This is a genomic window from Thalassobaculum sp. (assembly GCF_965223715.1).
Classification (GTDB): domain Bacteria; phylum Pseudomonadota; class Alphaproteobacteria; order Thalassobaculales; family Thalassobaculaceae; genus Thalassobaculum.
Genome location: NZ_OZ245012.1, coordinates 3,938,923 through 3,961,545, shown reverse-complemented (window position 1 = coordinate 3,961,545; position 22,623 = coordinate 3,938,923). Strand labels below are relative to the sequence as shown.

The 22,623-nt window shown below is 68.5% G+C and carries 27 protein-coding genes; 21 read left to right on the top strand and 6 right to left on the bottom strand.

From position 1 onward, the window contains the following. Positions 1-157 precede the first annotated feature (157 nt). The 8 genes from hemE (at position 158) to ACOQOP_RS18320 (ending at position 7,469) form a co-directional block, all read left to right on the top strand. Positions 158-1,180 carry a uroporphyrinogen decarboxylase gene (gene hemE / locus ACOQOP_RS18355; protein WP_420563260.1) on the top strand — a complete coding sequence of 341 codons (1,023 nt, stop codon included), beginning with the start codon at positions 158-160 and terminating at the stop codon, positions 1,178-1,180. Positions 1,181-1,185: 5 nt separating this feature from the next. Further along, on the top strand, positions 1,186-1,617 hold the full coding sequence (hemJ, locus tag ACOQOP_RS18350; RefSeq protein ID WP_420563259.1) for a protoporphyrinogen oxidase HemJ: 432 nt from the start codon (positions 1,186-1,188) through the stop codon (positions 1,615-1,617). 199 nt (positions 1,618-1,816) lie between these two features. Continuing rightward, positions 1,817-3,076 (top strand): transcription termination factor Rho, encoded by a 1,260-nt coding sequence (rho, locus tag ACOQOP_RS18345; protein WP_420563258.1) that lies wholly within the window; start codon positions 1,817-1,819, stop codon positions 3,074-3,076. Between the two features lie 419 nt (positions 3,077-3,495). Then, positions 3,496-4,326 (top strand): (Fe-S)-binding protein, encoded by an 831-nt coding sequence (locus tag ACOQOP_RS18340; RefSeq protein WP_420563257.1) that lies wholly within the window; start codon positions 3,496-3,498, stop codon positions 4,324-4,326. Between the two features lie 2 nt (positions 4,327-4,328). After that, entirely contained in the window at positions 4,329-5,762 is a 1,434-nt protein-coding gene (locus ACOQOP_RS18335) for a LutB/LldF family L-lactate oxidation iron-sulfur protein (RefSeq protein ID WP_420563256.1), read from the top strand. Continuing rightward, on the top strand, positions 5,759-6,460 hold the full coding sequence (locus tag ACOQOP_RS18330) for a LutC/YkgG family protein (protein ID WP_420563255.1): 702 nt from the start codon (positions 5,759-5,761) through the stop codon (positions 6,458-6,460). Before ACOQOP_RS18335 ends, ACOQOP_RS18330 begins: the two co-directional genes overlap by 4 nt. 17 nt (positions 6,461-6,477) lie before the next feature. After that, on the top strand, positions 6,478-7,119 hold the full coding sequence (locus ACOQOP_RS18325) for a Smr/MutS family protein (protein ID WP_420563254.1): 642 nt from the start codon (positions 6,478-6,480) through the stop codon (positions 7,117-7,119). Then, entirely contained in the window at positions 7,116-7,469 is a 354-nt protein-coding gene (locus ACOQOP_RS18320) for a helix-turn-helix domain-containing protein (protein WP_420563253.1), read from the top strand. Before ACOQOP_RS18325 ends, ACOQOP_RS18320 begins: the two co-directional genes overlap by 4 nt. Positions 7,470-7,511: 42 nt before the next feature. On the opposite strand, the gene hslU is transcribed toward ACOQOP_RS18320, so the two are convergent. Further along, positions 7,512-8,825: an ATP-dependent protease ATPase subunit HslU gene (gene hslU / locus ACOQOP_RS18315; RefSeq protein ID WP_420563252.1), complete on the bottom strand. Its 1,314-nt coding sequence runs from the start codon at positions 8,823-8,825 to the stop codon at positions 7,512-7,514. Then, positions 8,822-9,367 (bottom strand): ATP-dependent protease subunit HslV, encoded by a 546-nt coding sequence (gene hslV, locus ACOQOP_RS18310; RefSeq protein ID WP_420563251.1) that lies wholly within the window; start codon positions 9,365-9,367, stop codon positions 8,822-8,824. Before hslV ends, hslU begins: the two co-directional genes overlap by 4 nt. Before the next feature lie 161 nt (positions 9,368-9,528). On the opposite strand from hslV, the gene hisB reads away from it, so the two are divergent. The 13 genes from hisB (at position 9,529) to ACOQOP_RS18245 (ending at position 19,501) form a co-directional block, all read left to right on the top strand. Next, positions 9,529-10,128 carry an imidazoleglycerol-phosphate dehydratase HisB gene (gene hisB / locus ACOQOP_RS18305; RefSeq protein WP_420563250.1) on the top strand — a complete coding sequence of 200 codons (600 nt, stop codon included), beginning with the start codon at positions 9,529-9,531 and terminating at the stop codon, positions 10,126-10,128. 7 nt (positions 10,129-10,135) lie between these two features. After that, complete coding sequence (gene hisH, locus ACOQOP_RS18300) at positions 10,136-10,795, top strand: imidazole glycerol phosphate synthase subunit HisH (protein ID WP_420563249.1); 660 nt, start codon at positions 10,136-10,138, stop codon at positions 10,793-10,795. Continuing rightward, positions 10,792-11,379 carry a GNAT family N-acetyltransferase gene (locus ACOQOP_RS18295; RefSeq protein ID WP_420563248.1) on the top strand — a complete coding sequence of 196 codons (588 nt, stop codon included), beginning with the start codon at positions 10,792-10,794 and terminating at the stop codon, positions 11,377-11,379. Before hisH ends, ACOQOP_RS18295 begins: the two co-directional genes overlap by 4 nt. Continuing rightward, positions 11,376-12,110 carry a 1-(5-phosphoribosyl)-5-[(5-phosphoribosylamino)methylideneamino]imidazole-4-carboxamide isomerase gene (gene hisA, locus ACOQOP_RS18290; RefSeq protein ID WP_420563247.1) on the top strand — a complete coding sequence of 245 codons (735 nt, stop codon included), beginning with the start codon at positions 11,376-11,378 and terminating at the stop codon, positions 12,108-12,110. The genes ACOQOP_RS18295 and hisA overlap by 4 nt, the downstream gene beginning before the upstream one ends. Then, the gene (hisF, locus tag ACOQOP_RS18285) at positions 12,110-12,874 is read left to right on the top strand and encodes an imidazole glycerol phosphate synthase subunit HisF (RefSeq protein WP_420563246.1); all 765 of its coding nucleotides are present in this window, start codon (positions 12,110-12,112) and stop codon (positions 12,872-12,874) included. Before hisA ends, hisF begins: the two co-directional genes overlap by 1 nt. A gap of 6 nt (positions 12,875-12,880) precedes the next feature. Beyond that, positions 12,881-13,219, top strand: coding sequence for a phosphoribosyl-ATP diphosphatase (locus ACOQOP_RS18280; protein ID WP_420563245.1), 339 nt, complete (start codon positions 12,881-12,883; stop codon positions 13,217-13,219). Continuing rightward, positions 13,216-13,578, top strand: coding sequence for a histidine triad nucleotide-binding protein (locus ACOQOP_RS18275; protein WP_420563244.1), 363 nt, complete (start codon positions 13,216-13,218; stop codon positions 13,576-13,578). Before ACOQOP_RS18280 ends, ACOQOP_RS18275 begins: the two co-directional genes overlap by 4 nt. Before the next feature lie 284 nt (positions 13,579-13,862). Then, complete coding sequence (locus ACOQOP_RS18270; RefSeq protein ID WP_420563243.1) at positions 13,863-15,098, top strand: pentapeptide repeat-containing protein; 1,236 nt, start codon at positions 13,863-13,865, stop codon at positions 15,096-15,098. 101 nt (positions 15,099-15,199) lie between these two features. After that, positions 15,200-16,720 (top strand): YifB family Mg chelatase-like AAA ATPase, encoded by a 1,521-nt coding sequence (locus tag ACOQOP_RS18265; protein ID WP_420563242.1) that lies wholly within the window; start codon positions 15,200-15,202, stop codon positions 16,718-16,720. Positions 16,721-16,824: 104 nt separating this feature from the next. Continuing rightward, a complete protein-coding gene (locus ACOQOP_RS18260) occupies positions 16,825-17,373 on the top strand; it encodes a sigma-70 family RNA polymerase sigma factor (RefSeq protein WP_420563241.1) in 549 nt (182 codons plus the stop codon). Next, positions 17,370-18,080, top strand: coding sequence for an anti-sigma factor (locus ACOQOP_RS18255; RefSeq protein WP_420563240.1), 711 nt, complete (start codon positions 17,370-17,372; stop codon positions 18,078-18,080). Before ACOQOP_RS18260 ends, ACOQOP_RS18255 begins: the two co-directional genes overlap by 4 nt. 130 nt (positions 18,081-18,210) lie before the next feature. After that, positions 18,211-18,636 carry a DUF7282 domain-containing protein gene (locus ACOQOP_RS18250; protein WP_420563239.1) on the top strand — a complete coding sequence of 142 codons (426 nt, stop codon included), beginning with the start codon at positions 18,211-18,213 and terminating at the stop codon, positions 18,634-18,636. Positions 18,637-18,721: 85 nt separating this feature from the next. Next, positions 18,722-19,501 (top strand): DNA/RNA non-specific endonuclease, encoded by a 780-nt coding sequence (locus tag ACOQOP_RS18245; RefSeq protein ID WP_420563238.1) that lies wholly within the window; start codon positions 18,722-18,724, stop codon positions 19,499-19,501. 13 nt (positions 19,502-19,514) lie between these two features. On the opposite strand, the gene gshB is transcribed toward ACOQOP_RS18245, so the two are convergent. The 4 genes from gshB to ACOQOP_RS18225 form a co-directional block, all read right to left on the bottom strand. After that, positions 19,515-20,453 (bottom strand): glutathione synthase, encoded by a 939-nt coding sequence (gshB, locus tag ACOQOP_RS18240; RefSeq protein ID WP_420563237.1) that lies wholly within the window; start codon positions 20,451-20,453, stop codon positions 19,515-19,517. A gap of 75 nt (positions 20,454-20,528) precedes the next feature. After that, positions 20,529-21,377: a transglutaminase family protein gene (locus tag ACOQOP_RS18235; RefSeq protein WP_420563236.1), complete on the bottom strand. Its 849-nt coding sequence runs from the start codon at positions 21,375-21,377 to the stop codon at positions 20,529-20,531. Beyond that, the gene (locus ACOQOP_RS18230; protein WP_420563235.1) at positions 21,374-21,967 is read right to left on the bottom strand and encodes a BON domain-containing protein; all 594 of its coding nucleotides are present in this window, start codon (positions 21,965-21,967) and stop codon (positions 21,374-21,376) included. The genes ACOQOP_RS18235 and ACOQOP_RS18230 overlap by 4 nt, the downstream gene beginning before the upstream one ends. 129 nt (positions 21,968-22,096) lie before the next feature. Beyond that, positions 22,097-22,561 carry a YraN family protein gene (locus tag ACOQOP_RS18225; protein WP_420563234.1) on the bottom strand — a complete coding sequence of 155 codons (465 nt, stop codon included), beginning with the start codon at positions 22,559-22,561 and terminating at the stop codon, positions 22,097-22,099. Positions 22,562-22,623: the final 62 nt, after the last annotated feature.

The window sequence follows — 22,623 nt, the reverse complement described above, 5'->3', positions numbered from 1 at the left end:
CCATGGGTGCGGCCGGAATCCCGTCGCCGACAAGTCTGTGGATGACCGGTGGACCGGATTTGATCCCCAGGTTTCAGCCCCCCAACCACTTCAACTCCCTATCTTTTAAAAAGAGTAATGAGGTAGAGAAGTTGTGCAGAAAAACAGGGAGCGAAGCATGTCGGGCATCCCGTTGTTGGACACGCTGAACGGCAAGGTCGGGTCACGGCCGCCGGTATGGCTGATGCGCCAGGCCGGACGGTATCTGCCGGAGTACAAGGAAACGCGGAAACTGGCCGGCGGTTTCGTCGATCTGTGCCTGAACCCGGAACTGGCCTGCGAGGTGACGATGCAGCCGATCCGGCGCTTCGGCTTCGACGCAGCGATCCTGTTCTCCGACATCCTGATCGTCCCCTACGGCGTCGGCCGTCGCCTCGAGTTCCAGGAGGGCCGGGGCCCGATCCTCGATCCGATCGAGAGCGAGGCGGAGATCCCGACCTTCGATGCCGACGCCTTCCATGCCCGGGTCGGCAATGTCTACGAGACCGTCGCCCGCCTGCATGAAGCGTTGCCCAAGGAGGTGGCGCTGATCGGGTTCGCCGGCAGCCCCTGGACGGTCGCCTCCTATATGGTCGAGGGCGGCAGCAGCCGGGATTACGCCAAGCTCAAGGGCTGGGCCTATGGCCGGCCGGAAGGCTTCCGCAAGCTGATGGACCTGCTGGTCGATGCCACGGTCGCCTATCTCGACCGCCAGGTGGCGGCCGGCGCCCAGGTGGTGAAGCTGTTCGACAGCTGGGCCGGCGCGGCCCCGGAGAGCGTCTTCCGCCATGCGGTGATCGAACCGACCGCCGAGATCGTGCGCCGCCTGAAGGCGCTGCATCCGCAGATCAAGGTCATCGGCTTCGCCCGTGGTGCCGGTGCCCTCACCCGGGACTATGCCTCGGCCACCGGGATCGACGCGCTGGCGCTGGACAGCACCATTCCGCTCGCCATGGCCTGCGCGCTCCAGGCCGAGATCCCGGTCCAGGGCAACCTCGACCCGATCGCCCTGGTGACCGGCGGCGACGCCCTGAAGGCGGAGACCGACCGGATCCTCGAGGCGCTGTCCGGCGGGCCGTTCATCTTCAACCTCGGCCATGGCATCGTGCCGCAGACCCCGCCAGAGCATGTGTCGGCCCTGCTCAAGCAGATCCGGGGCTAGGCACTATGGACGCCTACGGGATCGTCAAGGCGCTGCATGTGATCAGCGTCATCGCCTGGATGGCGGGGCTGCTCTACCTGCCGCGGCTGTTCGTCTACCACGCCGCGGAGGCCCCGGGCTCGGCCACCTCGGAGACCTTCAAGGTCATGGAACGCCGGCTGTACCGGGCGATCATGAACCCGGCGATGATGGCGACCTGGATCTTCGGCCTCACGATGCTGTGGATGACCCCGGGCTGGCTGCAGGACGGCTGGATGCATGCCAAGCTGTTCCTCGTGCTGGTCCTGACCGCCTCGCACCACATGATGGGACGGTGGCGGAAGGCCTTCGCGGCGGATGGAAATGAAAAATCGACCCGGTACTTCCGAATCGCCAACGAGATCCCCACATTACTGATGATCGTGGTCGTCTTCCTGGTGATCACGAAGCCGTTTTGAGACCTGTCGTACGGTTAACGCCGTTGACACCGACCTGAGGGTCGGGTAAGGCCTGTTTCCGGTCGCCGGGCGCGACCGCTTTTCTCCGGAACATTGCATGTGTTGCAGACGGCCCCCGTACGGTTGGGCTTATGGGTAAAACGAAACCCCTTTGCGTCGGGCGTGTTCCGGTCCCTTCCCTGAAGGCAATCCACAGCAGATGAATCTTCAAGAACTCAAAGCGAAAACCCCCGCCGATCTCCTCGCCTACGCCGAGGAGCTTGAAGTTGAAAACGCGAGCACGCTGCGCAAGCAGGACATGATGTTCGCGATCCTCAAGCAGCTGGCGGATAACGACGTTCCGATCTCCGGCCAGGGTGTGCTCGAGATCCTGCCGGACGGGTTCGGCTTCCTGCGCGCGCCGGAATCCAACTACCTGCCGGGTCCGGACGACATCTACGTGTCGCCGAGCCAGGTGCGCCGCTTCGGCCTGCGCACGGGCGACACGGTCGAGGGCCAGATCCGCGCGCCGAAGGACGGCGAGCGCTATTTCGCCCTGCTCAAGGTCAACCAGATCAATTTCGAGGATCCCGAGGCGGTCCGTCACCGGATCAACTTCGACAACCTGACCCCGCTGTTCCCGAACGAGAAGCTGAAGCTCGAGACCGAGTTCAAGCCGGAGAACAAGGACTTCACCTCCCGGGTGATCGACCTGATCGCGCCGCTCGGCAAGGGACAGCGCGCGCTGATGGTGGCGCCGCCGCGCACCGGTAAGACCGTGATGCTGCAGAACGTCGCCCACGCCATCTCCGAGGGCAATCCGGAGGTCTACCTCATCGTCCTGCTCATCGACGAGCGGCCGGAGGAAGTGACCGACATGGTGCGCTCGGTGAAGGGAGAGGTGATCTCCTCCACCTTCGACGAGCCGGCCTCGCGCCACGTCCAGGTCACCGAGATGGTGATCGAGAAGGCCAAGCGCCTGGTCGAGCACAAGCGCGACGTGGTCATCCTGCTGGACTCCATCACCCGCCTGGCCCGCGCCTACAACACGGTGGTGCCGTCCTCGGGCAAGGTGCTGACCGGCGGTGTCGACGCCAACGCCCTGCAGCGTCCGAAGCGCTTCTTCGGTGCGGCCCGCAACATCGAGGAGGGCGGCTCGCTGACGATCATCGCGACCGCGCTGATCGATACCGGCTCGCGCATGGACGAGGTGATCTTCGAGGAGTTCAAGGGTACCGGTAACTCCGAAGTCATCCTCGACCGCAAGCTGTCCGACAAGCGCACCTTCCCGGCGATCGACATCACCAAGTCGGGTACGCGTAAGGAAGAGCTGCTGGTCGACAAGGCGACCCTGTCGAAGATGTGGGTCCTGCGCCGTATCCTCATGCAGATGGGCACGGTCGACGGCATGGAGTTCCTGCTCGACAAGCTCAAGCACTCCAAGACCAACCAGGATTTCTTCGACCAGATGAATTCCTGAGGAGCGGGGAGGCGTCGGCTTCCCCCGTCGTCCCAACCATCTTGCCGTCATCCTGATGCAAATCAGGATCATAATTCTGGCGCGTCAGAGCGTCTCAGGCAGGATCCTGACGTGCGTCAGGATGACGGATGGGTGTGTTTACCCACCCATCTACCCATCCCTCCGCTCTTCGACGTTCCTCCCGCACTCCAGCGACTGAACCGGGCAAGCACGCAGCCCTTTTGGCCCTTCACCGTCGTCCTGACGAAAGTCAGGACCAAGCTACCAGCGAACCGCCCATCTCGCGGCATGGTCCTGATTTACATCAGGACGACGCCCAGGTCATTCGCATAGGTCTACTCCCCCGCCGCACCTTGCCGCTCCCCCGCCCGCGTGATAGCTCAAATGTCTGACCGTTCACCGCACGCGAAGGGGCGTCGATGGCCCAGGGTGACACTACAGATACCGGCCCGCAGTCCGCCGCTCCGGCCAGATCCCCCAAGGTCGGGCTGTTCGTCACCTGCCTGGTCGACATGTTCCGGCCGTCCATCGGCTTCGCCACCCTGAAGCTGCTGGAGGATGCCGGCTGCACCGTGATCGTCCCGGCGGAGCAGACCTGCTGCGGCCAGCCGGCGTTCAATTCCGGCGACAACAAGGACACCCGCGCCGTCGCCGCCCAGGTCATCGACGCGTTCGAGGGCGTGGACTACGTGGTCGCCCCCTCCGGGTCCTGCGCCGGCATGATCCGCGAGCATTATCCCGAGCTGTTCGCCGACGACCCTTCCATGGCCCAGCGCGCCCAGCACATCGCGAAACGGACCTACGAACTGACCTCCTTCCTGGTCGACGTGCTCGGAGTCACCCGGGTGGACACGTCCTTGGACACCACCGTCACCTATCACGACAGCTGCTCGGGCCTGCGCGAGCTCGAGGTGAAGGCCCAGCCGCGCCGCCTGCTGGCCGGGGTGAAGGGGCTGAGCCTCACCGAGCTGCCGGGCGCGGAGGTGTGCTGCGGCTTCGGCGGGACCTTCTGCGTCAAATATCCGGAAATCTCCGACAAGATGGTCACCAACAAGGCTGAGGAGATCGTCGCCACCGGGGCGGAGACCCTGCTGGCGGGGGATCTCGGCTGCCTGCTGAACATGGCCGGCAAGCTGAAGCGCCTGGGCGCGTCCACAAAGGTACGCCACGTGGCCGAGGTGCTGGCCGGGATGACCGACACGCCGGCCATTGGCGACCCGGCCAGTTCTGTTTCGGGTGAGGAGCGCTAGCCATGCAGTCCACGTCGAAGAACTTCAAGGACAACGCCCATAAGGCGCTGAACGACGCGACCCTGCAGCGCGCGTTGCTGAACGTGAAGTCCGGCTTCCAGGAGAACCGGGCCCGCACCGTCGCCGGATTGCCGGAATTCGAGCAGCTCCGCGACGCCGGGCGCGACATCAAGAACCACGTGCTGGCGAACCTGGACTTCTACCTGGAGCGGTTCGAGGAGAACGTCACCGCCAATGGCGGCCACGTGCACTGGTGCCGCACCCCGGCCGAGGCGCGCGAGACGATCCTGGAGATCTGCCGCCGGCGCGAGGCGAAGACCGTCACCAAGGGCAAGTCCATGGTGGCCGAGGAGATCGGCCTCAACGACTATCTGGAGAAGAACGGCGTCGAGCCGGTGGAAACCGATCTGGGCGAGTACATCATCCAGCTCCGCCACGAGCCGCCGAGCCACATCATCGCCCCGGCCATCCATGTGACCCGCGAGCAGATCGCCGAGGATTTCCGCCGGGAGCACAAGGACCTCGACCCGAACCGCCGGCTGGAAATCCCGCAGGACTTCACCGATGAGGCCCGGGCCAAGCTGCGCGAGCGCTATTTCGCCGCCGATGTCGGCATCACCGGCGCGAACTTCCTCATCGCCGAGACCGGCTCCACGGTCATCGTGACCAACGAGGGCAACGGTGACATGACCCAGCTCCTGGGCAAGGCGCATGTGGTCATCGCCAGCCTGGAGAAGATCGTCCCCACCCTGGAGGACGCCTCCACCATCCTGCGCCTGCTCGCCCGCTCGGCGACGGGGCAGGAGATGTCGGTCTACACGTCCTTCTCCACCGGGCCGCGCCGCTCGGAGGACATGGACGGGCCGGAGGAATTCCATGTGGTCCTGCTGGACAACGGCCGCAGCGCCATGCTGGGCACCGAGTTCCAGGACATGCTGCGCTGCATCCGCTGTGCCGCCTGCATGAACCACTGCCCGGTCTATGCCGCGGTCGGCGGCCATGCCTATGGCTGGGTCTATCCCGGTCCGATGGGTTCGGTGCTGACCCCGTCGCTGATCGGAGTGGAGGAGGCCGGCCACCTGCCGAATGCCTCCACCTTCTGCGGTCGCTGCGAGAGCGTGTGCCCGATGCGCATCCCGCTACCGAAGATGATGCGTCACTACCGCCAGCGCGAATACGAAAAAGGCCTTTCGCCTCAAAAGGCTAGGGCCGGTCTGTCGGTATGGTCCTACTTCGCTACGCGCCCGAAGCTGTATCGTCTCGCCACCCGTCTCGCCTCGGGGCTGCTGGGCCGGCTCGGTAAGGTTAACGGGCGGTTAACCAGTCTGCCGCTGGCGAGCGGCTGGACTTCGGTGCGCGACATGCCCGCCCCGGAGGGCAAGACCTTCCACGACCTCTACCGCGAGCGCCAAGCGGCCAACCGAGGCAAGGCATGACCGCGCGCGACGACATCCTCGGCTCGATCCGCAAGTCGCTGGGTCGCGAGGCCCTGTCCGGCGAGCCGGCGGCGCAGCTTCGCCAGCGCCTGGCCCAGCCCAAACGCAACCTGATCCCCGACCGCACGGCGGGACGCGACACCAATGGGTTGACGGCGCTGTTCGCCGACAAGGCGCGGGAATTCGCCTGCACCGTGGACGAGGTGGACTCCCTCGACGCGGTGCCGGAAGCCGTCCGCGCCTATCTGTCCCGCGAGAACCTGCCGGCCCGTGTCGTGCAGGCACCCGCCTTTTCCGACGGGCTCGACTGGTCGACGACGCCGACCCTGGAGATCAAGACCGGCACCGCCGATGGGTCGGAGGACACCAGCGTCACGCCGGTCTTCGCCGCGGTGGCCGAGACCGGCACGCTGATGCTGACCTCCGACGCGACCACGCCGACCGGGCTGAATTTCCTGCCGGAAAACCATATCGCCGTGGTCCGCCGCAGCCAGGTGGTCGGCCCGCTGGAGGATGCCTGGTCGCGGTTTCGAGCGGCGCGCGCCAAGGCTGACAGCGCCGGTCCCGGGGACGGCTTCACCATGCCGCGCACGGTGAACCTGATCACCGGCCCGTCGCGCACCGGCGATATCGAGCAGAAGATCCAGATGGGCGCCCACGGGCCGCGCCGGCTGCACGTCATCATCGTCGCCGACTGAGGCGCGGGAGGGCCGGCGTGCGCAAACCCCGGCGCCCCACCACGGACGAATTGGACCTGTTCGGCAAGGTCCTCAAGGACGCCACCCGGATCGAGAGCGACCGCCATGCGGAGCATGCGGTGGCCCCGGACCCGCTGCCCGATCCGGCACCTGAAAAACCCGCAACCCTGCAGAAACCTGCAGGACACAGGCGTGCCGCCTCGCCGCCGCCGCCCCAGGCCGTGCCGGAGATCGTGCCGTCGGACCTGCAGGATCACGCCCATGGTGGCGCCCCCGGCATGGACCGGCGGCTGCAGCTCCGCCTGAAGCGCGGCCAGCTTCCCATCGAGGCGCGGATCGATTTGCACGGGCTGACCCGGGAGAAGGCCCATGTGGCGCTGAACGGCTTCCTCGCCCGGCAGGAGGCGCTGGGAAGGCGCTGCGTGCTGGTGATCACTGGCAAGGGGCGGCCGGACTGGCAGAGACCGGCCTGGGGCCACGAGGAGCGCGAGATCGGCGTGATCCGCCGGGCACTGCCGGGCTGGCTCGGCGACTATCCGAACAAGGACCGCATCCTCGCCTTCACCCCGGCTCAGCCGCAGGACGGCGGCAAGGGGGCATGGTACGTGCTGCTGCGCCGGCGCCGGGACCGCACCCGGGGCGGAAAGGACGAGCTGTGACGCCGCTCGGCCGCCGTCTGCGGGATCTGCGCGAGGCCCGCGGCCTGACCCTGGCGGTCATGGCCGCCGAGCTCGGGGTGTCGGCCGCCTATCTCTCGGCGGTCGAGCATGGCAAGCGGGCGCGGCCCCGCTCCGGCTTCCTGGAGCTGGTGAACGCCTGCCTGAACCTGGACTGGGAGGAGGCGGAGGAGCTGCGCCGCCTGTCGGAAATCTCCCGCCCCCGCGTGGTGCTCGACACCGGCGGCCTCAGCCCCAAGGCGACGGAACTCGCCAACCTCCTGGCCGTGCGCATCCGGGAGTTGGACGACAGCCGGATCGACACGTTGCTGGCCGAACTGCGGGATCCGTAGGATGAAAGGACGCTCATTCCGATGTCGGAACGAGCGTCTTCGTCACAGGATGAACCGGCTCAGATCGGCGTTCTTGGCCAGCTCGCCGACCCGTTCCTTCACCATGGCGGCGTCCACGGTCACGGTCTGGCCGCCGCGGTCGGAGGCGGTGAAGCTCACCTCCTCCAGCAGCTTCTCCAGCACCGTGTGCAGCCGGCGCGCACCCAGGTTCTCCACCGACCGGTTGATCTCCACCGCCATGTCGGCCAAGGCCTCGATGGCGTCGTCGGTGAAGTCCAGCGTCAGGTCCTCGGTGCCCATCAGCGCCTTGTACTGGGTCACCAGGCTCGCTTCCGGCTCGGTCAGGATGCGGCGGAAATCGTCCCGGGTCAGCGCCTTGAGTTCCACGCGGATCGGCAGGCGGCCCTGCAGCTCCGGCAGCAGGTCCGAGGGCTTGGCCAGGTGGAAGGCGCCCGAGGCGATGAAGAGGATGAAGTCGGTCTTCACCGGCCCGTGCTTGGTGGCGACGGTGGTGCCTTCAATGAGCGGCAGCAGGTCGCGCTGCACGCCCTCGCGGCTTACGTCACCGCTGCTGCGCTCCTCCGAGCGGGCGATCTTGTCGACCTCGTCCAGGAAAACGATGCCGTTCTGCTCGACCAGCTCGATCGCCTCGCGGGTGACCGCCTCCTCGTCCAGCAGCTTGTCGGCCTCCTGGCGCACCAGGACCTCGTAGCTGTCCGGAACCGACATGCGCTTGCGCTTGCTCTGGCCGCCGAAGGCCTTGCCCAGCATGTCGTTCAGGTTCATCACGCCGAGCTGACCGCCGGGCATGCCCGGAATGTCGAAGGTCGGCATGCCGGCGGGGCCGCCGCTGCTGTTGACGTCGATCTCGATCTCGCGCTCGGCGAGCTGGCCCTCCCGCAGCATCTTGCGGAACTTCTGCCGGGTCTCGGTGCTGGCGCTGTCGCCGACCAGGGCGTCGATCACCCGCTCCTCGGCCTGCAGTTCCGCCTTGGCATGGACCTCCTTGCGCATCCGCTCGCGGGTCATGGCGATGGCGGATTCCAGCAGGTCGCGGATGATCGACTCCACGTCGCGGCCGACATAGCCGACCTCGGTGAACTTGGTCGCCTCCACCTTCAGGAACGGCGCGTTGGCCAGCTTGGCGAGGCGGCGGGCGATCTCGGTCTTGCCCACGCCGGTCGGGCCGATCATCAGGATGTTCTTCGGCAGGATCTCCTCGCGCAGCCCCTCGTCGAGCTGGCGGCGGCGCCAGCGGTTGCGCAGGGCGATGGCGACGGCGCGCTTGGCGTCATGCTGGCCGATGATGAACCGGTCGAGCTCGGAGACGATCTCTCGGGGGGAAAAGTCGGTCATAGGCTTTCGACGGTCAGGTTGTCGTTGGTGTAGATGCAGATATCGGCGGCGATCGCCATGGCGCGCCGGGCGATGGCCTCCGCGTCCATGTCATCCCGGTCGGCCAGCGCCCGGGCGGCGGCCAGTGCGTAGGAACCGCCCGACCCGATGCCGATCAGCCCGTCCTCCGGCTCCAGCACGTCGCCGGTGCCGGTCAGCACCAGGGAGACGTCGGTATCCACCACCGCCATCATCGCCTCCAGCCGGCGCAGGTAGCGGTCGGTGCGCCAGTCCTTGGCGAGATCGACACAGGCGCGGGTGAGCTGGCCCGGATGCTGCTCCAGCTTGGCTTCCAGCCGCTCGAACAGGGTGAAGGCGTCGGCCGTTGCTCCGGCGAAACCGGCGATCACGCTGCCGCCGGACAGCCGGCGCACCTTGCGCGCGCTCGCCTTCATCACGGTATGGCCGAAGGTCACCTGCCCGTCGCCGGCGACGACGACGCGACCGCCCTTCCGCACGGCCAGGATCGTCGTGCCGTGCCACTGGGTCGGATCGTCACTCATGGGGTTCTGCCTTATTCCGATGGTCAGGCGAATGTAATGTCCGGCGCGCGCGGTTCAAGCAAGAGCCCCGGCACCCCTGCCGGGCGGGCGTCGTGGGCGCCTTGGGCTGGCACGGCGGCGGCCTTCCTGCTAAACAGCCGCCATTCTCCAGGGAGGGTGGTATGGCCCGCACGGCGCGCGTGGAGCGCAACACCAATGAGACCCGCATTTCCGCCTCCGTCGATCTGGACGGATCCGGCGTCTATGACGTGGCGACCGGGATCGGGTTCCTCGACCATATGCTGGAGCAGCTCTCGCGCCATTCCCTGATCGACCTGACCGTGAAGGCCGAGGGCGATCTGCATATCGACGATCACCACACCACCGAGGATTCCGGCTACGCGGTCGGTTCCGCCATCGCCCAGGCGCTTGGCGAGCGGCGGGGCATCACCCGCTACGGCTCCTGCCTGCTGCCGATGGACGAGGCGCTGACCCGCGTTGCCATCGACCTGTCGGGCCGGCCGTTCCTGTCCTGGGGCGTGGACTTCCCGACCCAGAAGGTCGGCACCTTCGACACCGAGCTGTTCAAGGAATGGTTCCGCGCCTTTGCCCAGGCGTCCGGCGCCACCCTGCATGTGGACAACCTGAAGGGCGAGAACAGCCACCATATCGTGGAGACCTGTTTCAAGGGTCTGGCCCGCGCCCTGCGCGAGGCGGTGGAGATCGATCCGCGCAAGGCCGACGCCGTGCCGTCGACCAAGGGCGCGCTGCGGAGCGACTGAGGCGGCCATGCAGACCATCGCGATCATCGATTACGGGTCGGGGAACCTCCGCTCGGCGGCGAAGGCTTTCGAGCGGTCGTCCCGGGAGTCCGGTGTGGCCGCCGACATCAAGGTCACCGACGACCTGGGCATCATCGCCAAGGCCGACCGCATCGTGCTGCCCGGCGTGGGCGCCTTCGCCGACTGCCGGGCCGGGGTCGAGCGGGTCCAGGGGCTGCGCGACACGCTGGAGGCGCGGGTGATCCGCGAGGCGGTGCCGTTCCTGGGCATCTGCGTCGGCATGCAGCTCATGGCCAAGGCCGGGTTCGAGCACCTGACCACCGAAGGCTTCGGCTGGATCGACGGCGAGGTGCATCGCATCGAGCCGGCGGACGAGGCGGACGGCCGCCCGCGCAAAGTCCCCCATATGGGCTGGAACGTGCTGAGCGTGCAGGGCGGCCACCACCCGGTGCTGGCCGGGCTGGAGGACGGGCACCATGCCTATTTCGTCCATTCCTACGCCATGCGCCTCGACCAGGCGGACCAGCAGCTCGCCACCGCCGATTACGGCGGGCCGATCTGCGCCGTGGTCGGCCGGGACAACATGGTCGGAACCCAGTTCCACCCCGAGAAGAGCCAGGCGACCGGCCTGCGACTCATCGCCAACTTCATCGGATGGACGCCATGACTGGCGATCAGACTCAGTTCGCCCCGACGCCGGTGACCTCGGTCGAGCACCTGACCGAGCTGTCGGTGGGCGACCTGCACGACCTCTGCGACGCGGCCGAGGCGGCGATCATCGACGGCGGCGGCTTCGGCTGGCTGACCCCGCCGCCGCGCGAGACCCTGGAGGCGTATTGGCGCGGTACCCTGCTGATCCCCGACCGCGACCTGTTCGTCGGCCGGCTCGACGGGGTGATCGCCGGCTCGTCCCAGCTCCACCGGCCGCCGCGCAACAACGAGGCGCAGAGCTTCGCCTGCAACTTCACCACCTCCTTCGTCGCCCCCTGGGCGCGTGGGCACGGGCTGGCGCGCGACCTGACCCAGATCGCCGAGAACCACGCCCGCTCCCTCGGCTTCGAGGTGATGAACCTGGACGTGCGCGAGACCCAGCGGGCGGCGATCCGGCTGTACGAGGCGCTCGGCTTCCAGAAGTTCGGCGAGCACCCCTATTACGCCCGGACCCGCGACGGGTTCGTGCGCGGCCTGTACTACTTCAAGAACCTGTCGGTCACCGGCCCGTCCGGGACGAATGAGGGCGGTACCTCGTGATCCTCTACCCTGCCATCGACCTGAAGGGCGGCGAATGCGTCCGCCTGCTGCGCGGCGAGATGACCGCCGCGACCGTCTACAACCCCGACCCGGCGAGCCAGGCCAAGGCGTTCCAGGATTCCGGCTGCGCCTGGATCCATGTGGTCGACCTGGACGGCGCCTTCGCCGGCGTGGCGGTGAACGGCGTCGCCGTGCGCTCGATCCTGTCGGCGGTGGACGTGCCGGTGCAGCTCGGCGGCGGCATCCGAAGCCGCGCCCATATCGACACCTGGCTCGAGGCCGGGATCAGCCGGGTCATCCTCGGCACGGTGGCGCTGCGCGATCCCGAACTGGTGATCGCCGCCTGCCGCGACCATCCGGGCAAGATCGCCGTCGGCATCGATGCTCGTGGCGGCAAGGTCGCGGTGGAGGGCTGGGCCGAGACCTCCGAGATCACCGCCACCGACCTGGCGCTCAAGTTCGAGGATGCGGGCGTGGCCGCCATCATCTTCACCGATATCGACCGGGACGGCGCCCTGCAGGGCCCGAACCTGGACGCGACCGGGGCGCTGGCCCGCGCCCTGTCGACACCGGTGATCGCCTCGGGCGGGGTGTCCTCGCTGGACGACCTGAGGGCGATCGCCAAGCTCGACAAGGACGGCGTGGCCGGGGCCATTGTCGGCCGGGCGCTCTATGACGGCCGGGTCGACGTGGTCGGCGCGGTGCGCGCGCTTGCCGGGGAGGCCGCGTGATGCTCAAGGTCCGCGTCATTCCCTGCCTCGACGTCAAGGACGGACGGGTGGTCAAGGGCGTCAACTTCGTCGACCTGATCGATGCCGGCGACCCGGTGGAGCAGGCCAAGCTCTACGATGCCGAAGGGGCGGACGAGCTCTGCTTCCTCGACATCACCGCCAGCCACGAGAACCGCGACACCATCTTCGACGTGATCGCCCGCACCGCCGAGCAGTGCTTCATGCCGCTGACGGTCGGCGGCGGCGTGCGCACGGTCGAGGATATCCGCAAGCTGCTGCTGGCCGGGGCCGACAAGGTGTCGATCAACACCGCCGCGGTGACCAATCCGGACTTCGTGCGCCAGGCCGCGCACAAGTTCGGCAGCCAGTGCATCACCGTCGCGGTCGACGCCAAGAGCGTGGGCGACGGCAAGTTCGAGGTCTTCACCCATGGCGGCCGCAACGCCACCGGGCTCGACGCCGTTGCGTGGGCGCAACAAATGGCCGAGTACGGGGCGGGCGAGATCCTGCTGACCTCCATGGACCGTGACGGGACCAAGCAGGGCTTCAACATTCCACTGACCCGGGCGATCTCCGATGCCGTGCCGGTGCCGGTGATCGCGTCCGGCGGCGTGGGGACCCTCGACCACCTGGTGGAAGGCGTGCGGGACGGCCATGCCAGCGCGGTGCTCGCCGCCTCGATCTTCCATTTCGGCACCTACCGCATCAGCGAGGCCAAGGACGCCATGGCCGCCGCCGGTCTCGCCATGCGCCAGGGGGACTGACCGCCCATGGCCGATCACATTCTCGACCGTCTGGCCGCCACCATCGCGGCGCGAAAAGGCGCCGATCCGGAGACCAGCTACACCGCGAAGCTGCTGGCCAAGGGCCCGGTGAAATCGGCCCAGAAGGTCGGCGAGGAAGCGGTTGAGGTGGCGATCGAGGCCGCCCTCGGGAATCCCGACGCCCTGGCCTCGGAGAGTGCCGACCTGCTGTATCACCTGCTGGTGCTGTGGACGGCGGCGGGGGTGACCCCGGACCAGGTCTGGGCCAAGCTCGAGGCGCGGGAGGGGACCTCCGGCCTCGCCGAGAAGGCGGCCCGCGGACAAGCCAACGGAGAGGGTGAATGAGCTACGATCCGAACAACATCTTCGCCAAGATCCTGCGCGGCGAGATCCCGAACGACACGGTCTACGAGGACGAGCACGTCCTGGCGTTCCGGGACATCCAGCCCCAGACCCCGACCCATGTCCTGATCATCCCCAAGGGCGCCTATGTCTCCTTCGCCGACTTCTCCGAGAAGGCGAGCGACGCGGAGATCGCGGCCTTCGTGCGGGCGGCCGGCAAGATCGCCCGGGACCTCGGGATCGTGGAGAACGGCTACCGGATCCTGTCGAACCACGGCCGAGACGCGAACCAGGAAGTCCCCCACTTCCACCTGCACATGTTCGCCGGCCAGAATCTCGGCCGGATCATCAAGCCGGTCTGAGGCGCCCGGTCCGGAGGATAGAGGCCGGAGCATATCTGGGGCCTTTGGCTGAAATGGGCTGACGATCTTGTGAAAGGTTGTCACCCATTATGCTTAACAATCTGAAAGTTTTGACAAATTTGGCCTGCAGGTTCATAATCCGGGACCAGTGGGGACTTTCCGACAGTGTCGGGAACTTGAGATTCCACCAGACGTAGTCCTTTTCTTCTGCGCGAGGTCGCCGGCGGCGCCTCGCGATCGGCCTTGGGGTTCGTATGCAGCGGGCAAACGATCTCGATTGGGATGTGGCGGAATCGATCCGCAAGCACGCGCTCTTCCTGAAGCACACGACGGGCGGCGTGCAGGCGGATTTCCGGCATAAGACGCTGCGCGGCGCGATGCTGGCGGGAACCGACCTGCGCCAGGGCCTGTTCCACGGCACCGACCTGCGCGGCGCGAGCTTCGCCGGCTCCAACCTCAGCGCCACCCAGTTCTCGACCGCCAAGCTCGAACAGTGCGATTTCGCCGGCGCCAAGCTGGTGAAGGCCGATCTGCGCGGCGCCAACCTGAAGGGCGCCAAGCTGATGACGGCGGATCTGACCGATGCCGACCTGCGGCCGGCGCGGATCCAGGACCTGAACCGCACCATCGAGCAGAACGCCAACCTGGCCCGGGCCGATCTGTCCGAGGCGACGGTCGTGCGCACCGACCTGACCGGCGCCAACATGTCCGGGGTGACCGCCGTCAACACCGCCTTCCAGAGCGCGGTGCTGCGCAACGTGAACCTGAACAAGGCCGACCTGTCGAAGAGCTCGTTCCAGGGCACCGACATGCGCGGGTCGAACCTGCGCGGCGTGAACTTCGCCGACTCCGTCCTGACCGATACCGACCTCACCGGCTCGGACCTGCGCTCCTGCAACCTGGACGGGGCCGATCTCGGCGGCGCCAACCTGACGGACTGCAAGATCGCCACCGGCCTGGAGACCATGGCGCCGGACGTGCAGCACAAGGTGGTCCAGCATTTCCTGTGGATCAGCTCGGGCGGCAAGAAGGGCGAGCGGGGCTCGTTCCGGGGCATGGACCTGGCGGGGATCGACTTCTCCGGCGCCGACCTGTCGGCCGCCGATTTCGAGGGGGCCAATCTCGCCGGCGCGAACATGAAGCAATGCTCGTTCCGCTTCGCCCAGATGGCCGGGGCGAAACTGCCGCGCGCCGACCTGACCGGGGCCGACCTGCGGGGTGCCGGGCTGAAGGCGGCGGTGCTGGACGGCGCCACCCTGACCCAGGCCCGGCTCACCCCGATGCAGATCCTGAAGCCGAAGACCCTGGAGCTGCTGCGCGAATGGCCGGCCGATCTCTCCGGCGCGTCCCTGGCCGGCGCGGTCGCCCACAAGGCCGACTTCACCCAGGCGGTGCTGGACGGGGCGCTGTTCCACCACGCCGACCTGACCGGCGCCAAGCTCGACCGCGAGGCCATGAAGAGCGCCGATATGGAAGGGGCCGTCGGCATCGCCCGGCAGACCCTCAGCGCGGCGGAATAGCGCCGCCCTCGTTTCCACCCCGATCGCCGAAATCCGATGCCGGCCCTCCCATAGGCTGCGTGGCGCACGGCTTGGTGCGCCGGCGCAAGGGAGGTCGGCCCATGGGGGCGCGGGTGACGACGGTGGCGTTCCGCGGCATCGAGACGGTGGAGGTGGATGTCCAGGTCCATGTCGGCGGCGGCGGCATGGGGGCCGTCAGCCTGGTCGGGCTGGCCGACAAGGCGGTGACCGAGAGCCGCGAACGGGTGGTCGCCGCCCTGTCGGCCCTGGGCCTGGCCCTGCCCTACAAGCGCATCACCGTGAACCTCGCACCCGCCGACCTGCCCAAGGAGGGCGGGCATTTCGACCTGCCCATCGCGCTCGGCATCCTGGTGGCGATCGGGGCGCTGTCGGTGGAGGACGTGGCCGACCGGATCGTGCTGGGCGAGCTGGCGCTGGACGGTCGGATCTCGCCGGTGGCCGGCGTCCTGCCGGCGGCGGTGGCGGCGGCGGGCAGCGGGCGGCGCGGGGTGATCTGCCCGGCGGCCTGCGGTCCCGAGGCGCGCTGGGCCGAGGGCATCGAGGTGATCGCCGCCCCGGACCTGCTGTCGTTGCTCAACCACCTGCGCGGCATCCAGGTCCTGCCCGAGCCGGCCGACGGGGTGGTCGAGGCGGAACCGCACTATCCGGACCTCAAGGACGTGAAGGGCCAGGAGACCGCCAAGCGGGCGCTGGAGGTGGTGGCGGCGGGCAACCACAACCTGCTCATGATCGGCCCGCCGGGTGCGGGCAAGTCGATGATGGCCGCCCGGCTCCCCGGCCTGCTGCCGCCCCTGACCCCCGCCGAGGCGCTGGAGGTGTCGATGATCCGCTCGGTGGCCGGTGTGCTGCGCGAGGGCCGGATCGAGCGCAGCCGGCCTTTCCGGGATCCGCATCATTCCAGTTCGGCCCCGGCGCTGATCGGCGGCGGCATCCGGGCGAAGCCGGGGGAAGTGTCGCTCGCCCATCGCGGGGTGCTGTTCCTGGACGAGCTGGCCGAGTTCCCCCGCCCGGTGCTGGACGCCCTCCGCCAGCCGATCGAGACCGGCGAGGCGGTGATCGCCCGGGCCAACCACCACGTCACCTATCCGGCCCGCTTCCAGCTCGTCGCCGCCATGAACCCCTGCCGCTGCGGCCATATGGCCGATCCGGGCCGGGCCTGCGGGCGGGCGCCGCGCTGCGGCGGCGACTACCAGAACCGGCTGTCCGGCCCGCTGCTCGACCGTTTCGATCTGGCAATAGAGGTGCAGGCGGTCTCCGCCGCCGACCTCTCCCTGCCGCCGCCGGCCGAAGGCAGCGCCGCCGTCGCCGCCCGGGTCGCCGCGGCAAGGGCGGTGCAGACCGAGCGGTACCGGCGCCTTGACCCGACCGGGACCGTGCGCACCAATGCCGATGCCAATGGCGAGCTGCTGACCGCCGTGGCCGAGCCCGATCCGCCGGGCCGCGACCTCATGCGGCGGGCGGCGGAGAAGCTGCAGCTCTCGGCCCGCGGCTATCACCGGGTGCTCAAGGTCGCCCGCACCCTGGCCGATCTCGACCGGGCCGACACCGTGACCCGGATCCATGTGGCCGAGGCGCTGGCCTATCGCGGCCGCGCGGGGTAGCCGCCGGCCCTTGGCTTCGCCGGCCCTTGACTTCCGGCGGTCCGGGCCACCTTTGTCGCCGGGTCGGCGCGCCCTGACACGCATTCTGGGAGGCGATACGGGCGATGCTCGCGTCGAGTTCGGAGATCTCGAAACTGCTGGCCCGGGTGGCCGGCGGCGACCGCCAGGCCTTCGCTCAGATTTATGCCGCCACCGCCCCGAAACTCTACGGCATCATCCTGCGTATCTTGCGGCGCAGGGACGAGGCCGACGAGGTGGTGCAGGACGTGTATGTGAAGATCTGGCAGCGGGCGGGCGATTTCGATCCGGCCCGCGCCTCCCCCATCACCTGGATGGCGACCATCGCCCGCAACCGCGCCCTGGACGAGGCGCGGCGGTCCCGGGTCGCCACCGTCTCCGACGACGGCATCCTGGACCGGGTTCCCGATCCGGCCCGCTCGGCCCTGGGCGCGGTGGAGGCGGCCGAGGAACGCCGCCGGCTGGAGATCTGCCTGGACAGGCTGGAGGGGGACCGTGGGAGCCTGGTGCGGCTGGCCTATCTCGACGGGCTGTCGCGCCAGGAGCTGGCGGACCGGTTCGGCCAGCCCGTCGGAACGATCAAGACCTGGCTGCACCGCAGCCTGAAGCAGCTCAGGGACTGTCTCGGCGCATGAGGGATCGCGAGGACATCGATCTGGTGGCGGCGGACTACGTGCTCGGCACGCTGGAGCCGCAGGAGCGGGTCGCCGTCGAGGCCCGGCGGACCCGGGAGCCGGAGCTCGACGCGGCAATTGTGGCGTGGGAGCAGCGCCTGGCGCCGATGCTGGACGAGGTGGAGCCGGTGGCGCCACCACCGGGCCTGTTCCCGGCGATCCAGGCGGCCATCGATACCGCGGCGACACCGGGCGCCGTGACCGAGCTGGCCGCCCTGCGCCGTCGGCTCGGCCGCTGGCGTGCGGCGGCCCTCGGAGCCGGCGCGCTCGCCGCCTGCCTCACCGGCGTGCTGCTGGTCCGCGAGGTGATCCTGCCGCCGCCCCAGACCTTCGTGGCGGTGTTCCATGACGGCGATACCCAGCCCCGCTTCCTGCTGTCGGTCGACCTGGAGAGCCGGGCGCTCACCATCCGTCCGGTCACCGCCGAGCCGGTGCAGGACCGCACCTACCAGCTCTGGATCGTCGGCGAGGGGATCTCCTCCACCCCGCAATCCCTCGGCCTGCTGGAGGACGTCTCCGGCCCGACCCGCAAGCGGTTGAAGCAGTACGACCCGGCCGTGCTGCGCCAGGCGACCTTCGGCATCAGTCTGGAGCCGCCCGGCGGCTCGCCCACCGGCCAGCCGACCGGCCCGGCCCTGCACGGCACGCTGATCCCCGCCGACGAGTGATCCCGAAAAAATCCGGTCGCCTCTGAAACCCGCCGCCGGATCCTCCGTATCTGCGGGCGGCTTCGATGGAAGCCGGCGCCGGTTCCCCACGCCCGGCGCGCCCGAGAACAGACGCACGAGGAGTCACGACATGACCGCCACTTTCGCGAAACACAGCCTGCTCGCCTCCGTCCTCTTCACCGGCCTGACCCTGGGTGCGGCCCAGGCGATGGAGCATGCCGACGTCAAGGTATCCGGCCAGTCGGTGGCCGAAGGTTCGGTGACCGCCGAGCAGGTGATGGCGCCCGAGAACGGCTGGCTCGTCGTTCACCGCACCGGCGCCGACCACAAGCCCGGCCCGGTCGTCGGCTACGCGCCGCTGAAGAAGGGCGAGAACGCCCACGTCACCGCCCTCCTGTCGGAGCCGGTGAAGTCGGGCGAGATGCTGATGCTCATGGTGCACAGCGAGGCCGGCGGCTCGAAGGCCGGCATCTTCGAATACACGCTCGGCGCAAAGGAAGACGGCCCGATCAAGCCGGACGGCAAGCTGGTCATGACCGTGATCACCGCAGAATGACACGCAGGCGTTGAATAACATATTATTCGACTCTGAGTAGCACTTTACTCATACTCCCTCCCGGTTCACGGATCGGGAGGGAGACATGGCACGGGTTGCAGCAGTCCTGGCGCTGTTTTGGGCGCTGCTCTGGGCGGCGGCCGCGACGCCCGCCGCCGCACAATACCTGGTCACCGAGCCCTGCATGGGGCCCTGCCCCCAGGGAACCGGGACCCTGGCCAATCAGGTGATCGTGCGCCCCGCCTATACCCTGTCCAATAACCCGGTCACCAAGTTCGCCGACTGGATCGCCTATGCGGTGGATGCCCGGAATTTCGGGCCGAGCCGTCCGCGCGACTGGCGGGCCGATCCGGACCTGCCGGCGAGCGCCACCCTGGAGCCGGACGACTACCGGGACGCGGCCGCCACCCTGAAGACCGACCGCGGCCACCAGGCGCCGCTCGCCTCCTTCGCCGGGATGGAGAGCTGGGCGACCACCAACTACCTCTCCAACATCACCCCGCAGGCGCGCGCCCTGAACCAGGGGCCCTGGGTCCGGCTGGAGACCGCCGTGCGCAGCCTCGCCAGCAGGTCGGGCGCCGCGGTGCATGTGGTCACCGGCCCGCTCTACGAGCGGCCGATGCCGCCGCTCCCCCGGGCCGACGAGCCCCACACCATCCCGTCCGGCTATTTCAAGATCGTGGTCCTCGGCCGCGGCCGCTCGGTCACCGCCTTCATCATGGACCAGACGCTGGAGCGCAACGCCGACTTCTGCGCGACCCGGGTGGCGATGTATGAGGTGGAAGCCCGCACCCGGCTGATCTTCTTCCCGGGCAGCGAGGCGATCGGCGACCCGGCCGAGGCGGTCGCGGCGCTGGGGTGCTGAGGGTCCGGACGGCCTACAGCTTCTCCTCGATCGCGTCCCACAGCATGGCCGGGACGTCGATGTCGTCGAAGCGGCTCAGCTCCTGGATGCCGGTCGGCGAGGTCACGTTGATTTCGGTCAGGTAACGACCGATCACGTCGATGCCGACGAAGATCTGACCGCGGCGTTTCAGTTCCGGGCCGATGATCTCGCAGATCTCGTGGTCGCGCTTGGTCATCTCGCATTTCACCGCGCGGCCGCCGACATGCATGTTGGAGCGGGCCTCGCCGTCGGCCGGGATGCGGTTTATGGCGCCGACACCCTTGCCGTCGACCAGGATCACCCGCTTGTCGCCCTGGCGGACCTCCGGCAGGTAGGTCTGCACGATGATCGGCTCGCGGAACATCTGGGTGAAGATCTCCAGCAGCGAGTTCAGGTTCTCGTCGTCCGGCTTGATGTGGAACACGCCGGCCCCGCCATTGCCGAACAGCGGCTTGACGATGATGTCCTTGTGCTCCTTGCGGAACGCCTTGATCTCCTCGGGATCGTGGGTGATCAGGGTCGGCGGCATCACGTCTTCGAAATGGGTGACGAAGAGCTTCTCCGGCGCGTTGCGCACATGGGCCGGGTCGTTCACCACCAGGGTCTTGGGGTGGATATGCTCCAGCACGTGGGTGGCGGTGATGTAGGACATGTCGAAGGGCGGGTCCTGGCGCATCAGGACCACGTCCACATCGGCCAGGTTCATCACCGCGCGCTCGCCCAGGGTGAAGTGGTCGCCCCGGGTCCGGCGCACGTCCAGCTCGGCCGCCCGGGCGGTGACCTTGCGGTCGCGGAAGCTCAGGTGCTTGGGGAGATAGTGGTAGAGCTTGTGCCCGCGCTTCTTCGCCTCCAGCGCGAGGGCGAAGGTGCTGTCGCCGTCGATGTTGACCGCTTCCATCGGGTCCATCTGGATCGCGACCTCAAGGCCCATGGCTCTCTCCCGTCTCACTCTTGCTGGGTGTGGTTGCGCGGTGCTGCGTCGCGCGACAATCGACCGGCGCGGCGGTCAGTTCAAGCGGGTTTGTATCGACGCCAGGAACCGCTCCATCTCCGTGCGGTCCTCAATCGCGCCGTAGCCGGCGGCCAGGTATCCCTTGACCGCCTTGGCCGCGCCCAGGATCGCGCCGCCCTCCGCCAGGATCGCCGCCTCCTCCATCACCAGGGAGGCCATGTCCGGCGCCAGGCGGCGCATGCGGCCGAGCACGGCGAGCCCGCCCTCGATGTCGTTGCTCTGCAGCCGGCGCAGCTTGATGTTGTTCTGCAGCCGTAACAGAACCAAACGGTCGGGGACGTCCTGGTGGTGCTCGGCGCTCAGGTCCTCGCCCGCCCCCATATGGCGCAGCAGGCTGCGCATGGTGCCGGCATCCATCGCCCGGCCGCCGTGGAACGGGTCGAGGATATGGCGCCCCCCCGGCCCGTCGACCCGGATCAGGAAATGCGCGGGGAAGCTCAGGCCGGCGGCGTCCCAGCCGGCCGCCCGGGCGGCGTGGCAGTACAGGATGCCTAGGGCGACGGGCAGGCCGCGCCGGCGGTCGATCACCGCGGCGAGATCGGCGTTGATCATGTCCTCGTAGCTGTCGGTGTCGCCGGCATAGCCGAATTCGTCGGCCAGCAGGGACGGCAGGGTCTCCGACGGATTGCTGCCGGCCAGACCGGCGGCCCGGGCGGCGATCTCCTCCAGATGGGCAAGCCCGGCCGAGACGTCCCGTTCCGGGCGGGCCAGGACCGACAGGGCGAGGGCCAGCCGGGCCATGTCGAGCCGGGCGCCGGGATCCGTCCTGCAGGCCGCCGCCGCGTCGTCCAGCAGAGCCCCGGCCGTCTTGACGGTCAGTGCGGTCTGCGAAACGGAGGTCACTGCTGCTGCACCGTCACGTAGTCCACGACCCCGCGCACATAGGGGATGTTGCGGGCATGGCCGATCGCCCGGCCGAGCTCGGCCTGGGAGCGGGCGATGCCCATGATGTAGACGGTCTGGTTCACCACCTCGATCGAGTAGTTGATGGAGGCGATCTGGTCGTCGGCCAGCAGCTTGACCCGCAGCTCGGTGCCGATGCGGGTGTCGCGGCCGAAATCGGTCAGCGAGGACTGGTCGGTCACCTGCAGCTCGTTGATCACCTCGACCACCCCGTCGGCGCTCCAGGCGAGACGGGTCGCGGTCACCCGGTCCTCCGGATCCTCCACCGTGCCGGTCAGCAGCACCCGGCCCTGGTCCACCGTGAAGGACACGTTGGAGAACAGGTCGTAGTTGGTCTCGAAGAACTTGGCGTTGAGCTGCAGGCGGATGCGGCCGTCATCGACGGAGCGGGTGAAGCCCTTCTCGGTCTGGGCGGCGGTGGCACCGGCCGCACCGGCGCCGACGGCGACCCCGACGGGCGAGCAGCCGGCCAGCGGCACCGCGAGGACGGCCAGGAGGGCCAGGGCGGTCCCGAGGCGGGCGCGCGACACGGAACGTCGGCCCTGAAAACGGGGGGCCGGGGGGATTCGGCGAAGGGGCTGCTGGTGCATCGATCCGTACTCCGGTGGCGTCGGTTCCATACTTAGGTGTTTCGCGACCGTCCGTCACCGGTTGTCCGGTCAGCGGCGGTCGCGGTGGACGTCGATCAGATGGATCGGCAGGCGCCAGGGGCGCACGATCACCAGGTCCAGCCGCCGGCCGAGGCCGGACAGGGCCGGATCGCGGCCGGCGACCATCTCCAGCGACCGGGCGATGCGCAGCCGCTGGCGGGCGGAGACGGCGTCGACCGCCGCCTGGGGACTGCGCCTGGCCTTGACCTCGACGGCGACCAGGACGTCGCCGCGGCGCACCAGCAGGTCGATCTCCCCGGCGGGGGTCCGGGCGCGCCGGGCCAGGATCCGGTATCCTTTCAGCCGCAGCCAGAGGGCCGCCCAGGTCTCCGCCGCCAGGCCCCAGGAATAGGCCTGCCGCCGCCGGCGCAGGCCGGCTGCCGCGATCCTGTCATCTTCCTGTGCTTGTCTGGCGGAACTGCCGCTCCTGTCGCCACATTTACTTGGCGGCGCGCGTCGATTAGCGTCGGCCACGGGCTGACCGGCCAGTTTCTTGGAACCTGCGGGTTTCGACCAAAGCGAGGGAAAGCTGCATG

Coding starts and splice junctions, on each gene's coding strand:
- hslU (WP_420563252.1), bottom strand. CDS start 8,825: ATGACCGACTTTTCCCCCCGAGAGATCGTCTCCGAGCTCGACCGGTTC.
- hemJ (WP_420563259.1), top strand. CDS start 1,186: ATGGACGCCTACGGGATCGTCAAGGCGCTGCATGTGATCAGCGTCATC.
- ACOQOP_RS18280 (WP_420563245.1), top strand. CDS start 12,881: ATGGCCGATCACATTCTCGACCGTCTGGCCGCCACCATCGCGGCGCGA.
- ACOQOP_RS18250 (WP_420563239.1), top strand. CDS start 18,211: ATGACCGCCACTTTCGCGAAACACAGCCTGCTCGCCTCCGTCCTCTTC.
- ACOQOP_RS18275 (WP_420563244.1), top strand. CDS start 13,216: ATGAGCTACGATCCGAACAACATCTTCGCCAAGATCCTGCGCGGCGAG.
- hisF (WP_420563246.1), top strand. CDS start 12,110: ATGCTCAAGGTCCGCGTCATTCCCTGCCTCGACGTCAAGGACGGACGG.
- gshB (WP_420563237.1), bottom strand. CDS start 20,453: ATGGGCCTTGAGGTCGCGATCCAGATGGACCCGATGGAAGCGGTCAAC.
- rho (WP_420563258.1), top strand. CDS start 1,817: ATGAATCTTCAAGAACTCAAAGCGAAAACCCCCGCCGATCTCCTCGCC.
- ACOQOP_RS18340 (WP_420563257.1), top strand. CDS start 3,496: ATGGCCCAGGGTGACACTACAGATACCGGCCCGCAGTCCGCCGCTCCG.
- ACOQOP_RS18335 (WP_420563256.1), top strand. CDS start 4,329: ATGCAGTCCACGTCGAAGAACTTCAAGGACAACGCCCATAAGGCGCTG.
- ACOQOP_RS18245 (WP_420563238.1), top strand. CDS start 18,722: ATGGCACGGGTTGCAGCAGTCCTGGCGCTGTTTTGGGCGCTGCTCTGG.
- ACOQOP_RS18295 (WP_420563248.1), top strand. CDS start 10,792: ATGACTGGCGATCAGACTCAGTTCGCCCCGACGCCGGTGACCTCGGTC.
- ACOQOP_RS18265 (WP_420563242.1), top strand. CDS start 15,200: ATGGGGGCGCGGGTGACGACGGTGGCGTTCCGCGGCATCGAGACGGTG.
- hslV (WP_420563251.1), bottom strand. CDS start 9,367: ATGAGTGACGATCCGACCCAGTGGCACGGCACGACGATCCTGGCCGTG.
- hisB (WP_420563250.1), top strand. CDS start 9,529: ATGGCCCGCACGGCGCGCGTGGAGCGCAACACCAATGAGACCCGCATT.
- ACOQOP_RS18260 (WP_420563241.1), top strand. CDS start 16,825: ATGCTCGCGTCGAGTTCGGAGATCTCGAAACTGCTGGCCCGGGTGGCC.
- hisH (WP_420563249.1), top strand. CDS start 10,136: ATGCAGACCATCGCGATCATCGATTACGGGTCGGGGAACCTCCGCTCG.
- hemE (WP_420563260.1), top strand. CDS start 158: ATGTCGGGCATCCCGTTGTTGGACACGCTGAACGGCAAGGTCGGGTCA.
- ACOQOP_RS18255 (WP_420563240.1), top strand. CDS start 17,370: ATGAGGGATCGCGAGGACATCGATCTGGTGGCGGCGGACTACGTGCTC.
- ACOQOP_RS18330 (WP_420563255.1), top strand. CDS start 5,759: ATGACCGCGCGCGACGACATCCTCGGCTCGATCCGCAAGTCGCTGGGT.